Annotated in this window: 14 protein-coding genes; 5 read left to right on the top strand and 9 right to left on the bottom strand. The window is 32.3% G+C overall.

Translation table 11 applies throughout. The features are described from left to right. Positions 1-167: 167 nt before the first annotated feature. From NST10_RS04705 to NST10_RS04715, 3 genes are all read right to left on the bottom strand, one after another. The gene (locus tag NST10_RS04705; protein WP_000809522.1) at positions 168-3,620 is read right to left on the bottom strand and encodes a pyruvate carboxylase; all 3,453 of its coding nucleotides are present in this window, start codon (positions 3,618-3,620) and stop codon (positions 168-170) included. Positions 3,621-4,172: 552 nt separating this feature from the next. Beyond that, entirely contained in the window at positions 4,173-5,399 is a 1,227-nt protein-coding gene (gene ftsW, locus NST10_RS04710; RefSeq protein WP_000787940.1) for a cell division protein FtsW, read from the bottom strand. Positions 5,400-5,712: 313 nt separating this feature from the next. Beyond that, complete coding sequence (locus NST10_RS04715; protein ID WP_001118970.1) at positions 5,713-5,988, bottom strand: YlaN family protein; 276 nt, start codon at positions 5,986-5,988, stop codon at positions 5,713-5,715. Between the two features lie 140 nt (positions 5,989-6,128). Between NST10_RS04715 and NST10_RS04720 the strand changes: the two genes are divergently transcribed. Both NST10_RS04720 and NST10_RS04725 read left to right on the top strand, forming a co-directional pair. Continuing rightward, positions 6,129-6,611, top strand: coding sequence for a hypothetical protein (locus tag NST10_RS04720; RefSeq protein WP_000614712.1), 483 nt, complete (start codon positions 6,129-6,131; stop codon positions 6,609-6,611). Position 6,612: 1 nt separating this feature from the next. After that, positions 6,613-6,780, top strand: a complete 168-nt coding sequence (locus tag NST10_RS04725) for a YlaI family protein (RefSeq protein WP_001250275.1) — start codon at positions 6,613-6,615, stop codon at positions 6,778-6,780. 138 nt (positions 6,781-6,918) lie between these two features. On the opposite strand, the gene typA is transcribed toward NST10_RS04725, so the two are convergent. Then, positions 6,919-8,766, bottom strand: coding sequence for a translational GTPase TypA (gene typA, locus NST10_RS04730; protein ID WP_339211590.1), 1,848 nt, complete (start codon positions 8,764-8,766; stop codon positions 6,919-6,921). A 101-nt stretch (positions 8,767-8,867) separates the two neighbouring features. Here typA and NST10_RS04735 point away from each other — a divergent pair, with 101 nt between their 5' ends. After that, the gene (locus NST10_RS04735; protein ID WP_000810619.1) at positions 8,868-9,059 is read left to right on the top strand and encodes a DUF5325 family protein; all 192 of its coding nucleotides are present in this window, start codon (positions 8,868-8,870) and stop codon (positions 9,057-9,059) included. Positions 9,060-9,212: 153 nt separating this feature from the next. Here NST10_RS04735 and NST10_RS04740 read toward each other — a convergent pair whose 3' ends face one another. Further along, positions 9,213-10,040: an inositol monophosphatase family protein gene (locus tag NST10_RS04740; RefSeq protein ID WP_001240323.1), complete on the bottom strand. Its 828-nt coding sequence runs from the start codon at positions 10,038-10,040 to the stop codon at positions 9,213-9,215. 156 nt (positions 10,041-10,196) lie between these two features. Here NST10_RS04740 and NST10_RS04745 point away from each other — a divergent pair, with 156 nt between their 5' ends. Together NST10_RS04745 and NST10_RS04750 are read left to right on the top strand one after the other, a co-directional pair. Further along, entirely contained in the window at positions 10,197-10,811 is a 615-nt protein-coding gene (locus NST10_RS04745) for a YktB family protein (protein WP_000170603.1), read from the top strand. 183 nt (positions 10,812-10,994) lie between these two features. Further along, positions 10,995-12,347, top strand: coding sequence for an Nramp family divalent metal transporter (locus tag NST10_RS04750; protein ID WP_001060841.1), 1,353 nt, complete (start codon positions 10,995-10,997; stop codon positions 12,345-12,347). Between the two features lie 81 nt (positions 12,348-12,428). On the opposite strand, the gene NST10_RS04755 is transcribed toward NST10_RS04750, so the two are convergent. The 4 genes from NST10_RS04755 to NST10_RS04770 all read right to left on the bottom strand — a co-directional run bounded on the left by NST10_RS04755 (position 12,429) and on the right by NST10_RS04770 (position 16,106). After that, positions 12,429-12,848, bottom strand: coding sequence for a DUF4064 domain-containing protein (locus tag NST10_RS04755; RefSeq protein WP_001080460.1), 420 nt, complete (start codon positions 12,846-12,848; stop codon positions 12,429-12,431). A 282-nt stretch (positions 12,849-13,130) separates the two neighbouring features. Next, positions 13,131-14,150: a DUF4064 domain-containing protein gene (locus NST10_RS04760; RefSeq protein ID WP_303661640.1), complete on the bottom strand. Its 1,020-nt coding sequence runs from the start codon at positions 14,148-14,150 to the stop codon at positions 13,131-13,133. A gap of 73 nt (positions 14,151-14,223) precedes the next feature. After that, positions 14,224-15,297: a spermidine/putrescine ABC transporter substrate-binding protein gene (locus tag NST10_RS04765; RefSeq protein ID WP_000819679.1), complete on the bottom strand. Its 1,074-nt coding sequence runs from the start codon at positions 15,295-15,297 to the stop codon at positions 14,224-14,226. Then, on the bottom strand, positions 15,297-16,106 hold the full coding sequence (locus NST10_RS04770) for an ABC transporter permease (protein WP_000872390.1): 810 nt from the start codon (positions 16,104-16,106) through the stop codon (positions 15,297-15,299). Before NST10_RS04770 ends, NST10_RS04765 begins: the two co-directional genes overlap by 1 nt. Between the last annotated feature and the right edge of the window lies 1 nt (position 16,107).

Below are 16,107 nucleotides of genomic sequence, written 5' to 3' on the forward strand. Positions count from 1 at the left end.
TTTCAATTCTAGTCAACCTTGCCGGGGTGGGACGACGAAATAAATTTTGCGAAAATATCATTTCTGTCCCACTCCCTTTTTATATCAATATTTAAAATTAAACCTAAGACAAGTAAAAACGAGATTACACGTCAATTGTTGTGTAATCTCGTTTTATTTTAATCATTTTAGTCAGTTGCTTTTTCAATTTCGATTAATAAATCGCCTGTCGCTATTGTGTCACCATTATTTACAGTTACTTGTTTAATCACACCGTCAAATGGTGCTTGAATTGTTGTTTCCATTTTCATAGCTTCAGTAATTAGCAACGGCTGATTAGCTTTCACAGTTTCACCTACACTAACCTTGACTTCAGTTACTGAACCTGGCATTTGCGCACCGATATGACTTGGATTACTCTTATCTGCTTTTGGCTTAACGTTCGCATTTGTATGCACATTTTCATCTTTAATATAAATACGTCTCGCTTGACCATTCATCGCATAGTAAATCGTTCTATTACCATTTTCATCTGGTTCACTAATCGTTTCTAGTTTAATAATTAATCGTTTACCTTTATCGATTTCGATTTCTACTGTTTCACCATTACGCATTCCAAAGAAGAATGTAGGCGTATCAAGTAACGATAAGTTTCCGTATTGATTTCTAGTTTGAATATATTGTTCATATACTTTTGGATATAATACATAACTAATAATATCTTGCTCCGTAACAGGACCTTGTTGCTCTTCTTCAAGCAACTCACGGACTTTTTCAAAATCAACTGGCTCTAGATATTCACCTGGACGAGCTGTTAATGCTTCTTGGCCTTTTAAAATAACCGCTTGTAAATCTTTATTAAAACCATTTACAGGTTGTCCTATTTCACCTTTGAAGAACGACACTACTGATTCTGGGAAATCTAATTTATAGCCATCTGTAATAACGGATTGTTCATCAAGATCATTTTGTACCATATAAAGTGCCATATCACCAACTACTTTAGACGATGGCGTTACTTTTACGATATCACCAAATAAGAAATTCACTCTGCGATACATATCTTTGACTTCATCAAATCTTTCGCCTAAACCTAAACTTTTAGCTTGTTGACTTAAATTCGAATACTGTCCACCAGGCATTTCATGTTGATAAATTTCAGTATTCGGTGATTTGATATCACTTTCAAAGTCTGAATAATAAGTACGTACAGTTGACCAATAATGACTAAGTGACTCCATACCTTCAATATCAGTTCTAAGGTGACGTGGGAAGCCATTTAATGCATAATATAACGAATTGGCGCTTGGCTGACTTGTTAAACCACTCATTGAAGCAACAGCAGTATCAATGATATCGACACCAGCATCTATTGCTTGTTTGTACGTTAATAAACCATTACCACTTGTATCATGAGTGTGAAGATGGATTGGTAAATCTACAGCTGCTTTTAACTCACCAATCAATTCGTAAGCAGCTTTAGGTTTTAATAAGCCTGCCATATCTTTAATCGCTAAAATATGGAAACCTTCACGTTCTAACTCTTTAGCTAGTTTGACATAATACTCTAAAGTATAAATGTTTGATCGCTCAGGATTTAAAATGTCACCTGTATAACAAATAGTACCTTCTGAGATTTTGCCCGCTTCTTGTACTGCTTCATTGGCAACTTTCATTTGATCTACCCAGTTTAATGAATCGAAAATTCTAAAGACATCTATGCCTGCTTTAGCACTTTCTTGTACGAATTTATGAATAACATTATCAGGATAGTTTTTATAACCAACTGCGTTTGAAGCACGTAACAACATTTGGAATAATACATTTGGAATAGCTTTACGTAGACGTTCAAGTCGTTCCCATGGGTTTTCCTTCAAGAAATTATATGCCACATCAAATGTAGCACCGCCCCACATTTCTAGTGAGAAACCATCTTTAAATACGTCCGCTGTTTTGGATGCGATATTAATCATATCCTTAGTTCTAACTCGTGTAGCTAATAATGATTGGTGTGCATCTCTAAAGGTTGTATCTGTTAGTAAGACATCATCCTGCTTTTTAACCCATTCAGCTACACCTTTTGGACCTACTTCATCAAGCAATTGTTTCGTACCACTAAATGAAGCGATTTTACTTGAAGATACAGTTGGAATTGATGCTAATTCATAGTCTGGTTTCGGACGTTTCTCAACATTTGGGAAACCATTAATTGTTACATTACCTATATATTCTAATGTTTTAGTACCTCTATCTAGAGACGGCTGAATGTCGAAAAGTTCTGGTGTTTCTTCAATAAATTTAGTTGTGTAATCACCACTTGTGAACTTTTTATTCTTCATTACATTAATTAAGAATGGAATATTAGTTTTAACACCACGAATACGCATTTCTCGTAATGAACGTACCATTTTTTCTTCTGCTTGTTTAAATGATATCGCATGTGTAGATAATTTTACGAGTAATGAATCATAATAAGGTGATATCTCAGCACCTTGGAAACCATCTCCAGCATCAAGACGTACACCAAAGCCACCGCTTGAACGATAAGCAATGATTGTTCCAGTATCCGGCATAAAATCATTTAACGGATCTTCTGTTGTAATACGACATTGGATGGCATAGCCTAATGTTGTAATATCTTTTTGTTGCGGCATATTAATCTCTTCACCAAATAAATCGGCACCTGCTGCAACTAAAATTTGTGTCTTAACAATATCAATTCCTGTTACCATCTCTGTAATTGTATGCTCTACTTGTACACGAGGGTTAACTTCTATAAAGAAGAATTCGTCACCAGATACTAGAAATTCAACAGTACCTGCATTGACATATTTAATATTTTCCATCAATTGAATTGCAGCATCACAAATACGTTGACGTAATGTTGATGATAATCCAACTGATGGTGCAACTTCTACAACTTTTTGATGACGACGTTGTACTGAACAATCACGTTCAAATAAGTGTACGATATTTCCATGTTCGTCACCTATGACTTGTACTTCAATATGCTTTGGATTATCAATGTATCTTTCTATGTAAACTTCACTATTACCAAATGATTTTTCTGCTTCTGATTTTGCTCTATGGAAAGCATCTTCTAATTCACTTTCTTCACGAACGATTCTCATACCTTTACCGCCGCCACCACTTGTGGCTTTAATCATTAGCGGGAAACCAGCTTCTTCTGCAAATTCTTTTGCTAATTCATATGATTTAATTGGACCGTCTGTACCAGGAATAACTGGTAAATCTGCCTTGATAGCCGTTGTACGAGCTTTAACTTTATCTCCAAACATATCTAAATGTTCTAAATGAGGACCAATAAATTTAATCCCTTCTTCTGCACAACGACGCGCAAATTGTTCATTTTCACTTAAAAATCCATAGCCAGGATGAATCGCATCCACATTCGCTTGTTTTGCTACATCAATGATACGCTCAATATTTAAATAACTTTCAGCAGGACCTAAATCACTTCCAACTAAATAGGATTCATCTGCTTTATATCTATGTAATGAACTTTTGTCTTCATTCGAATAAATTGCAACTGTGCTGATGTCTAATTCTGCTGCCGCTCTGAATATACGAATTGCAATTTCTCCACGGTTAGCAACAAGTAACTTTTTTATTTGTTTCAATAGCGATACACTCCTCAAACTATTAGAATTTTCTAACTAATTAGATAATAAAATTTTATCTTAAAGCGCTCTGTTTTGCTATAGTTATGTTTCAAATTTTCAAAATTTAACATTCTTGAGACAATTAAAACCTCCGCTTCAAAAATAATAATTTCAAAAAGGATTATGCAACAACAGGTAGTTCACGTTTTTGTTGTGATACATTTTCGATTTCTACAACTCTAAAAAATTAAAAATAAAATTGTAAAACATCAACATTTATTATCAATAGCGATAACTTTATCTTATCATCATGATTCTAATTTCGCCACCACATTTAGTGATTTTTAGTCATAAAATTTAGTTATAATTATACGTTGTTTTGTTTATAAAATTTGATAATCATGAGTAATCTCGTAATATCAAAACAAAAAGGAAGTTAAGCGTTGTTTGGTTGCTTAACTTCCGTTATTGAACTCATCAGTCCAATTTGACAAAGAGTATATAAATAGCCAATGTGTAGCATTGCTTAATGACAGAAGTCATCTCGCGCTAAATATTGGCTAGTATTTTTTAATTAAATTGTCTTCTTATATCAACTTTTTGTTGTTGTTTCTTTCGTTGCTGGTCTACTTTGATTTGTTTACCTACAATCAGAAGTAATCCCATAGCAATACTTAAACTAATCATTGATGATCCACCAAAGCTGATAAATGGCAATGGCACACCAGTTAATGGAATTGTTGCCGAAATACCACCAATGTTTACAAACGTTTGGCTTCCAAAGTATGTGGCAATCCCAACACACACAAGTTTATAAAAATATGATGATGTTTTATTTGCAAACTGGAAGGCACGATATACAATAAAGAACTCTAAAGTAATAACTAGCAATCCTCCGATTAAACCTAATTCTTCGCAAATAATTGCAAAAATAAAATCTGTATGTGGTTCTGGTAAATAGCCCAATTTCATTGCACTATTTCCTAATCCTTTTCCAAATACGCCACCGTTACCTATCGCAAGCAATGAATTGGAAATATGGTATCCAGTTCCTGATTCGAATTGGAATGGATCTGTTAGCGTACTAAATCTGGCAGTTAAATAACTTGGTAACCAACCAGCCATTAATGCAATGACAAATACTACTAAGAATCCTAGTACTGCTGGTATTCCAAATCTTAGGACTTTGTTTACCCCAATTCCTGAATAAAAAATAATCGCAACTAAAATAATTAATATTAGTAATGTTTGCCCTACGTCTTTTTGTAAGAAAACTAAAAACGTACAACCTAATGCTAATACAATAGGACTTAAAATTAATTTTGGTTTACTTAATACTCTAGGCATTTTTTTACTAATCATAAATGGGATATATAATATGATTGCAATTTTTAATAACTCAGATGCCTGTAAGTTCATAAATCCTAAGTTTATCCAACTTTTAGAACCATTAATATCTTTACCGATTACTAACGTCAGTAATAATAGCGAGACGATAGTTATAATCATACCTTTTTGCACTTTAATATTACTCAGTAATTTAACATTCATTAAAAATGCAATAAAAAATACAATTATAAAACTCATTATGACATATGCTAATTGTCGGTTGTAAAAATACGTTCCTGGAACATCGATACCACCAGTCAATGTACCTTTAGTTGCTGGAACCATACTGGCACTATATACCATCACTAATCCAATTAAACTCAATACAATATATGTAACTAATAACGGGTAATCAATAAACTTTGAGGTTTTACCAATATACCGTAAAATACTTCTAAAATTCTTCATATATTCAGTCATCCAATTCTACAATTTATACTTCAAATGATTTCGTTTTATACTTTAATTTTAAAAATCCATGTTACTTATTATATACATGACACAGTCATAATCACAAATATTAACAGGTCTCTTGAGGTAATTTATAGAATATTTGTTTACTTAATATCGTGAATTGCTAAAACCCAATAAAAGTGACTGACATGTCATCAAGAAGACAACATAACAGCCACTTTAATCAATAATTAAATTATAAATATAAAATCGGCGCTGCTCAATTGTCGATATCTCACGCCGTTTTAATATGCTTATATATTAAACCTTAAACAAGTGTAAAAGCTTCATGTAATTTTGAAAGTTCTTTCTCAAGACGTAACATAATTTGTTTGCCATCTTCGCGGTCAACTAAACCTAATTTAACAGCAAAATCAACTTCTTTTTGAAGTCCAAACATTTGTGTATCTAGTACTTCTTCATATAATGGGCATGAAGGTAATGTTAAATTATCTAGTTGAACTTTAATCAGATGCAAGATTTCATCAGCATCTTTAGTCAATTGTTTCAAAGCTGCATTTTTCATTGTTGTTTGTTTCGCCATGACACGCTCCCCCTCTATATAAATTCTCAAGTCTTACTAAAAGTTTATCTTACTAAATATTAAAAAGCAAGTAGATTTAAAATGTGTCGTTAGCAATTTGTGTTAAAATAATGCTATATACATTGATAGGGAGTGGGAAAATGATACAAATTAAAGGAGCTGTAAAGTTTCCTATAACATTAGATAGTACGACTTGGATTTTCGATGATAGAAAAGTTAGCATCGAAGATTTAGAAAAAGGTGTATTTGATGGTTCAAAACCAATCGACTTTGAAGATAATCATGAATGGAATCGTGCTATCCTAGAAGGACAAACTAATCCGCCTACTTTAAATTCAGAAATAAAATATAAAAAACGTGCCATGTTAGAAGGTTCATTTGTCATTAATATGACACCATTTTTCAAACATTCCGAACCACATGACTCTGCAACTACTATTCGATTATCAAATGAGCATGATCATTTAGATATACCGATAGATCTATTGCCCTATTTATTTTTCCAATTTGCAAAAGACGGTAAACGACTTTACAGCGATAATGGTGTAGATAGTTTTATTTACAATCAAGAAGATGGTTATTCATATCGAATCAACCATGTAACTCATATTGAGGTGATTTAATTTGAGACAAGTGCAATGCATTATCTGTGATGCAAAAGTATTTATAGATGAGCGCACAACTGAGTCTAAACGACTTAAAAACAATCCTATTCGAACATTTATGTGCGATGATTGTAAAAGTCGACTAGACACCCCTAAACAACGTGCGCAACACTATCCGCTCGATTAATATCTGAATTAACAAGTTAGAAATTTGAAAATGTGAAAGTAACAGGAACTGATAGCATTAAAACACTTTTTCAAATATTATATGCCAAAAGAGAAGCTAAGCAACTTTCATCGCTCAGCTTCTCTTTTATTATGTTAATTATTCATTTTCTTGCATCATTTGTTTGATACGCTTTGCTTCTTTTTCACGAACATTTTTGTTTAAAATTTTCTTTCTTAAACGTATGCTTTCTGGAGTAACCTCAACAAGTTCATCATCATTAATGAATTGTAACGCTTCTTCCAATGTTAGTATACGCGGTCTATTCATTGTTTGTGTTTGGTCTTTCGTTGCAGAACGTACGTTAGTTTGATGTTTTGTTTTAGTGATATTAACAGTTAAATCATTTTCACGATTATGTTCACCAACAATCATACCTTCATAAACTTCAGTACCAGGTTCCATGAAGTTTACACCTCTATCTTCAAGTCCTAAAATGGCATAAGTACTTGCAGAACCTTGATCCATTGAAATTAACGCACCATTACGACGACCGCCAATTTGCGCTTTAATACGTGGTCTAAATTCTTCAAATGTATGGTTAATAATACCGTAACCTCTTGTCATTGACATAAATTCAGTCGTATAACCAATCATACCACGAGCCGGTACATTAAAGATTAAACGTGTAAGTCCATTATCAGTTGTAGTCATATCAACCATTTCACCTTTACGTGCACCTAATGATTCAATAACCGTACCTGCATTTTCTTGTGGCACTTCACATTGCACACGTTCAAATGGTTCACACATTACACCATCAATTTCTTTAATAATTACTTGTGGTTTTGAAACTTGTAATTCATAACCTTCACGACGCATATTTTCAATAAGGATTGATAAATGCAATTCACCTCGACCAGCAACTACCCATGTATCTGGAGAATCTGTGTTAGAAACTTTCAAAGATACATCTGTTTCTAATTGTTGATTTAAACGTTCTTGAATTTGACGCGCTGTTACAAAGTCACCTTCACGGCCAGCAAATGGTGAATTGTTAACTTTAAATGTCATTTCAAGAGTAGGCTCATCAATACGTAGAACTGGCAATGCTTCTTGATGGTCATGTGGTGTTACAGTTTCACCAACATTAATGTCTTCCATACCTGAAACAGCAATTAAATCTCCAGCTTGTGCTTCTTCAATTTCTAAACGTTTTAATCCAAAGTAACCAAAGATTTTAGTTACACGGAAGTTTTTCACTGTACCGTCTAATTTAATTAGTGATACATTATCTCCGACACGCATTTTACCTCTGAATACACGACCAATACCAATACGACCAACATAATCATTGTAGTCCAACAATGCTACTTGGAATTGTAATGGCTCATCACTGTTATCAATTGGAGCTGGTACATAATCAATAATTGTTTCATATAATGATTGTAAATTATCATCTTGTTTTTCAGGATCTAAGCTAGCTGTACCATTTACTGCTGAAGCATAAACAACAGGGAATTCTAATTGTTCATCGTTTGCTTCTAATTCAATAAATAAATCTAAAACTTCATCTACAACACCCTCTGGACGTGCTGATGGTTTATCAATTTTATTAACAACAACAACAGGTTTTAGGTTTTGTTCTAGCGCTTTTTTAAGTACAAAACGTGTTTGAGGCATTGTACCTTCATACGCATCTACTACTAAGACAACCCCATCAACCATTTTCATAATACGTTCTACTTCTCCACCAAAGTCAGCATGTCCTGGTGTATCCAAAATATTAATAAGTGTACCTTTATAATCAACAGCCGTATTTTTGGCTAGAATCGTAATTCCACGCTCTCTTTCGATATCGTTAGAGTCCATTGCACGTTCATCGACATGTTCATTTTCTCTGAATATACCAGATTGTTTTAACAACTCATCTACTAAAGTTGTTTTACCATGGTCAACGTGAGCAATAATTGCTATATTGCGGACATCTTCTCTTTTATTAGTCATATAAATAGTTTCCTTCTTTCTTAAGTAAAATCCCACTTTTAATTACAACTTTTTTATTATATCATATAATTGAGAAAAGATAAGCAAAAGGTGGGGATAGGATGAAACAAAAAAAATCTAAAAATATCTTTTGGGTATTTTCTATATTAGCTGTTATTTTCTTAGTATTATTTAGTTTTGCTGTTGGTGCATCAAATGTACCAATGATGATTTTAACATTTATATTACTCGTTGCAACCTTTGGAATTGGATTTACTACAAAGAAAAAATATCGAGAAAACGATTGGCTATAAGTTATATCGACAATAACACGCGTTGATTAAAGACCACACATGTTCATGATGAACATTTAAATGGTTTTATATTGGCGCGTGTTTTTATTATTTAAGATATAAAAACGTAATATGTCACCTAATTGTTAGGACTACATATTACGCTTTTGGTAATTATTTTGATTTTCTTTTAAATCGTTGTTCATGTAATTGTATTAACGCATCGCGATGTGGCTCTAAATATACACCGAGGATCTCTCTATGAACACCACGATTACCAACTAAGATTGAATTTGGACCACTAATTGTTAATGGTTCTCCTAGTAAATTAGAAGCTAGACCGTCCACCTCATTTAAAATGACTAGTCCTCCAGCAAAATCCCACGGTTGGAGTCTAGGTGTCATATATGCTTCTAAATTACCGGTAGCGACAGAAACAATTTCAAGCGCTGCACTACCATATGCCCTTGCACTTCTTGAAATATTTACGACATCCTTAAAAATCTCTCCTAGCACAGGTTTAGTCAACCAGTTCGGATTGATCCCAATAATGCTTTGTCTTAGATTAGAATCATTCAATGGTTTCAAGGGTTGGCTACCTCGATATGCACCTTCCCCTACTTTAGCATGATATAAGACATCAGCCATAACATCATATACAAAACCTGCATAAGGTTTACCATCGATATAAATACCAATTGAAATCGCGAAATTTTCTTGTTGATGAACAAAATTCAATGTACCGTCTATTGGGTCAACAACCCATACCGTACCTTTGGAAGTATCGATGTCATGACCATGCCCTTCTTCACCTAATACTTGATGATTGGGATATGTTTCTAAAATTGTATCAAAAATAAAATCTTCTGTTGCTTTATCTACATTTGTAACAAGGTCATTCGGATTTGACTTTGTTTCAATTGTTAAATTTTGCTCCATCAATTGTTTAATTCTAATTCCTGCTTCTTGAATAAGTCCTTGGGCAAATCCATAAAGTGCCATAACATCATCTCCTAACATCTTTATTATACATCAACATTTTATAAAAATAACTTCTTATGATAAAAATGAAAATACTAATTTTAATGAGAGCGTCTTAATCCGCAATTGATAAAACATATGCTACAATATTTTTAAACACTATACAGGAGGTACTCTATGACAAAATATACATTTAAACCTAAAGATTTCAAAGCATTCAACGTAGAAGGCTTAGACGCACGAATGGAAGCTTTAAACGAATACATACGACCACAACTCCATGAATTAGGAGAATATTTTAGTGACTTCTTTACAAGTCAAACTGGTGAAACATTTTATCCTCACGTAGCAAAGCATGCTAGAAGAAGTGTGAATCCTCCTAAAGATACATGGGTTGCTTTTGCTACAAGTAAACGAGGCTATAAAATGTTACCTCATTTCCAAATTGGTATGTTTGAAGATCAACTGTTTGTTATGTTTGGAATCATGCATGAAGCAAAAGATAAAGCAACACGTGCAAAAGTTTTTGAAAGAAAATTTAAAGCTATTCAACAATTACCTGATGATTATCGTGTATGCTTAGATCATATGAAACCTGATAAACCATTTATTAAAGATTTAACGGATGATGATTTAAAAGAAGCGATACAAAGAGCCATCAATGTGAAAAAAGGTGAATTCTTTATAGCGCGTGCAATCACACCACAAGATAAAAGATTAAAAAGTGACAAAGCATTTATTGCATTTTTAGAAGAAACCTTCGATCAGTTCTTACCATTTTATTCTGCATAAATAACTTTGTTTAAATAATAGAGCACGTAATCACATCCATGATTTCGTGCTCTTTTTACTTACCATTAAATTGAACGTTCAACATAATAATTCATACTTTTAAAAAAATTAAAATAAATTTAGGTTGACCTAAACATTTTATTAGGTTATTATATTGTCCATAAGAAGTAGAGGTGAGTCAAAATGAATAATAAACGACATTCAACAAATGAACAATTAAGTTTAGACGAAATAAACAATACAATTAAATTCGATCATCGCAGTTCAAATAAACAGAAATTTTTATCATTTCTTGGGCCTGGGTTATTAGTCGCTGTTGGTTACATGGATCCCGGAAACTGGATAACATCAATGCAAGGTGGCGCGCAATATGGCTATACTTTGCTATTCGTAATTCTTATTTCAAGTTTATCAGCAATGTTACTTCAAAGCATGACAGTGAGATTAGGAATAGCAACAGGTATGGACTTAGCTCAAATGACACGACATTATTTATCAAGACCTATTGCTATAATCTTTTGGATTATTGCAGAACTAGCAATTATCGCCACAGATATTGCTGAGGTTATTGGTAGTGCTATTGCTCTCAATCTCCTATTTAACATACCTTTAATTGTCGGTGCACTAATTACTGTACTTGATGTATTTTTACTACTATTTATAATGAAATATGGTTTTAGAAAAATTGAAGCTATTGTTGGTACATTAATTTTCACAGTGTTATTCATCTTTATATTTGAAGTCTATATTTCATCACCACAGTTGAACGCTGTGTTAAATGGATTTATTCCACATAGTGAAATCATTACAAATAACGGCATTCTCTATATTGCATTAGGTATTATTGGAGCAACAATTATGCCTCATAATTTGTACTTACATTCATCAATTGTACAATCTAGAACATACTCAAGACATAACAATGAAGAAAAGGCGCAAGCGATTAAATTTGCTACGATAGATTCGAACATTCAGTTATCAATCGCATTTGTAGTCAATTGCTTATTATTAGTGTTAGGAGCATCACTATTTTTCAACTCAAACGCTGACGATTTAGGTGGTTTCTATGATTTATATCACGCCTTAAAAACTGAACCTGTACTAGGTGCAACAATGGGTGCAATCATGAGTACATTATTTGCAGTTGCATTATTAGCGTCAGGTCAAAATTCAACGATTACTGGTACTTTAGCAGGACAAATTGTAATGGAAGGATTTTTAAGATTACACATACCAAATTGGTTAAGACGTTTAATTACACGTTCCCTTGCTGTCATTCCTGTTATCGTATGTTTAATCATTTTTAAAGGTAATGCAGCTAAAATTGAGCAACTACTTGTATTCTCTCAAGTATTTTTAAGTATTGCTCTGCCATTCTGTTTAATACCATTACAATTAGCTACTAGTAATAAAGACTTGATGGGACCTTTCTATAATAAAACATGGGTTAATATCATTTCATGGACACTTATTATTATTCTAAGTATTTTAAATGTCTATTTAATCGTTCAAACATTCCAAGAACTACAAGGTTAAAAATAAAACCATTAAAATGTTGGTTGTATCTAATAATTAACAACTTAACATTTTAATGGTTTTTCTTTTGCTATGAACATATTAATGATAAATATACTCATCGTCCTTATGGGTAGTTTCTTTTGATTCTTTTTTAGAAATCAACATAATCATCACGATAATCCATAAGACAATTGCAATTAAATTAAGAGCCATCAAACTTACAATTATCGCGATAACAAAAAGTATAATCGATAATTTTCTACGTCCTTTAATACAAATTGTCGCAAATATACCATAAAGTGTTGAAATTAATAAAATAATTGCTAATGCACCCATTGTTGTCTGAAGCATATCTAAAGAAACCTTGCCACCGTTCTGAGATAATTGCTTCGCTAATTCTTCACGTTGTGATGCATTACCACTTTTTAAAGAAAAATAGGATAGCCCCATAACTAATAAATAAATAATACTAATACTATTTGCAATCCAAGCCATGATTAATTCAGGTTTTCTATTCATCTTAAAATCCTTTCTTTGTTTAATATTTTAATAAGTATACTACGAGCCTATAGATATAAGCACATTAATTTACTTGTATATTAACATTTTTTTCATCTAATTTTTATAATAAACATCTGAATTCAGATTGATGGTAATTTAGCTGTATGGTAAAGAGAAATCGTCATTTAAAATTATGACACCTAAACACTTTAATTAAACGTTATCGATAATTAACCTCATATAAAAACCCAGATTAATAAGCAAAAGACCTCTACTTACTAATCTGGGTATCATCAATATTTATTCTTGCTCTTTTTTGTCCTTAACTTCACTTGAATTGCGTTCTTCAGAAATATCATTGTTGTAAATTTGACGTCGCTCTTCAAAATTCATTCGACGTTGACTAACTGCGCTAGGTTGATTTTTCCTACGTTCTTTCATTCGTTGGTTATAAGCTTTACGTTTTTCTTTTTTCTTAGCTTTAATTTCAGCTTTTTCTCGCTTTTGTTGTGCTTTCAATTCTTTTGGATCAACTTCAGGTTCTTCATAATAACCATCATCTTCAATACCTAGTTCTTCAGTACTTTTTTGTTTGTATTTAGCCTGTCTGGATAATACTGATGGTTCTTCCTCAGTGCGCTCATCATGATTATATTCACTTTCAACTGCACGTTTAGGAAATTGATCATATTTATCTCTTTCCAGTTCTTGATCATATACAGTGTTTGATTTATCCAATTCTTTTTCATATTTAGGCACATCATAATAATCATCTTTCGGTTGTGGGCGCTCATACACAGGTTCACGATAATCATAAATCGGTCCATTGTACTCTTCATAATATTGTGGCGCAACCATTTCAACTTTATCTTTTCTTATAAATAGCATCATCGCAATAATAAAGAATAATATCGGAATGATTAAAGTAACGATAAGTAAAACTAAAGGAATCGTTACAATTGCTGATATTAAGAATAAGAAACCTGACAAGATTCTTATATTCATAGATATGAGAGCTAAAAATGAAATCAACAAACAAACAATAAAGTAAACGATAATAGCCCATATACCATTTTGTAACCATATTACAAATTGTGTTGTATTATAGCCATTTCCAGCTAATAATTGCTGGATAAATGCATTATTGTTTAATGTATTTTCAAGATTAGCAATCGATGTGTTATTACTGAATGAAACAAGTGCTATAAACATCGTAATGACAGTAAGCACTAATAACATCACCCAACATAACCAACCTAGAACTTTTTCAGTTAATCTACTTACTGGACGTTTAATTTGAGTAAATTGTTCTCCAGTCATTCGTTACAACTCCTTATAGTACTTATCCCGTTATTATAACTAAATATACAGTAAATAACTACTATTTATGATTTTATTTTAATGACATTTTGAAATTCAAAAAGTTTTCATTGTATTCACTTAAAACTTCAGGTCCTAAATCTTTATAAACTTCAAGGCGTTCTTGCTCTTTCTTAGTCGGATAGAAACGATGGTCGTCTTTAATCTCTTTAGGCAACAATTGTCGAGCAGCCTTGTTTGGCGTTGCATAGCCTACGAATTCAGTATTTTGCTTGTTATTTTTAGCATCTAATAAAAAATTCATAAATTTATATGCACCCTCTTTATTTTGTGCCGTTTTTGGAATTACCATATTGTCGAACCATAAATTCGATCCTTCTTTAGGAATAACATAGTTATATTTATCCCCTTCTTGCACTAGAGGTGCTGCAACACCACTCCAAACAACCGCAATGTTACCTTCATTTTGTTCAAGCATCATGGTAATTTCATCACCTACGACACCTCTTACTTGTGGTGCTAATTTAGTTAAATCTCGCTCTGCTTCTTTTAAATGGTGCGAATTACGGTCATTAAGATTATACCCAAGTTTATTCAAACTCATGCCTATAATCTCTCTAGCACCGTCAACTAGTAAAATTTGGTTTTTAAATTTAGGATTATACAATGACTTCCAACTATCAAATGATTCATTTGGATACTTTTCTTTATTATATAAAATACCTACAGTTCCAAAGAAATAAGGTAAAGAATATTTATTGCCTTTATCAAATGACATATTCATATAATCTGAATCTAAATTTTTAATATTAGGTACTTTATTATGATCTATTGGTAACAATAAATGATCTCTTTTCAATTTTTGAACTGTATATTCACTAGGAAAAGCAACATCATAATGTGTACCACCATTGCGAATTTTGGCTTCCATCGCTTCATTTGAATCGAAAGTTTCATAAACGACTTGAATGCCAGTTTCTTTTTCAAATTTCTTAATTAACTCTGGATCAATATATTCGCCCCAATTGTATACGTAAATTTTTTGATTTGTATGCACTTGTTCTTTAGATTTAAACCAATGACTTAAAGTAAGACAAAGCATACCCACAACTAATGCACCTATAATGAGTTGTAAAAAACGTTTCATTATTTTACACCTCGCTTGATTAGTTTTTTCTTATTTATCACGTATTGAATCAAATAATATCCTAGTATTCCTAATACAATAACAGCAAACAATAATGTTGAAATCGCATTAATTTCCATACTAATTCCTTTTCTCGCCATAGCATAAACTTCAACTGATAACACACTAAAGCCATTACCAGTAACGAAGAAACTTACTGTGAAATCGTCTAGTGAATAAGTTAAAGCCATAAAGAATCCTCCTATAATAGAAGGTAAAATATTAGGAATAATAATGTTGCTTAATAATTGTGGTTCAGTCGCTCCTAAATCTCTTGCAGCATTTAACATATTATTATTCATTTCATACAGTTGTGGTAAGACGATAATCACAACTATAGGTATGCAAAATGCAATATGAGATATTAGAACTGTCCAAAATCCTAAACCAAGACCAGTAAAATGGCCAATCGTTGTAAACATAATTAAGAATGATGCACCTATGACAACGTCGGATGATACCATCAAGACATTATTCAATGTTAGTAAAGTTACTTTAAACTTTTTATTTCTTAAATAATAAATAGCAATGGCACCAAATGTACCAATAACTGTAGAAATTGAGGCTGCTAAAAGTGCTACAGCTATCGTGTTAAAAATGACCGACATTAAATGATCATTTTGAAATAATGATTGATAATGCTCTAATGTAAAATGTTCAAAGTGAATCATATTACCAGCCGAATTGAATGAATAGAACATTAAAAAGAATATTGGGATGTATAAAATCGCTAAAAGTATCCCGATATACAGCTTTCCATACCATTTCATA

Source organism: Staphylococcus sp. FSL W8-0305 (genome assembly GCF_037966415.1).
Lineage (GTDB): Bacteria > Bacillota > Bacilli > Staphylococcales > Staphylococcaceae > Staphylococcus > Staphylococcus aureus.

Excerpts from the sequence above, each read along its gene's own strand:
- ftsW (WP_000787940.1), bottom strand. The coding sequence starts at position 5,399 with ATGAAGAATTTTAGAAGTATTTTACGGTATATTGGTAAAACCTCAAAG.
- NST10_RS04715 (WP_001118970.1), bottom strand. The coding sequence starts at position 5,988 with ATGGCGAAACAAACAACAATGAAAAATGCAGCTTTGAAACAATTGACT.
- NST10_RS04720 (WP_000614712.1), top strand. The coding sequence starts at position 6,129 with ATGATACAAATTAAAGGAGCTGTAAAGTTTCCTATAACATTAGATAGT.
- typA (WP_339211590.1), bottom strand. The coding sequence starts at position 8,766 with ATGACTAATAAAAGAGAAGATGTCCGCAATATAGCAATTATTGCTCAC.
- NST10_RS04735 (WP_000810619.1), top strand. The coding sequence starts at position 8,868 with ATGAAACAAAAAAAATCTAAAAATATCTTTTGGGTATTTTCTATATTA.
- NST10_RS04740 (WP_001240323.1), bottom strand. The coding sequence starts at position 10,040 with ATGGCACTTTATGGATTTGCCCAAGGACTTATTCAAGAAGCAGGAATT.
- NST10_RS04745 (WP_000170603.1), top strand. The coding sequence starts at position 10,197 with ATGACAAAATATACATTTAAACCTAAAGATTTCAAAGCATTCAACGTA.
- NST10_RS04750 (WP_001060841.1), top strand. The coding sequence starts at position 10,995 with ATGAATAATAAACGACATTCAACAAATGAACAATTAAGTTTAGACGAA.
- NST10_RS04755 (WP_001080460.1), bottom strand. The coding sequence starts at position 12,848 with ATGAATAGAAAACCTGAATTAATCATGGCTTGGATTGCAAATAGTATT.
- NST10_RS04760 (WP_303661640.1), bottom strand. The coding sequence starts at position 14,150 with ATGACTGGAGAACAATTTACTCAAATTAAACGTCCAGTAAGTAGATTA.
- NST10_RS04765 (WP_000819679.1), bottom strand. The coding sequence starts at position 15,297 with ATGAAACGTTTTTTACAACTCATTATAGGTGCATTAGTTGTGGGTATG.
- NST10_RS04770 (WP_000872390.1), bottom strand. The coding sequence starts at position 16,106 with ATGAAATGGTATGGAAAGCTGTATATCGGGATACTTTTAGCGATTTTA.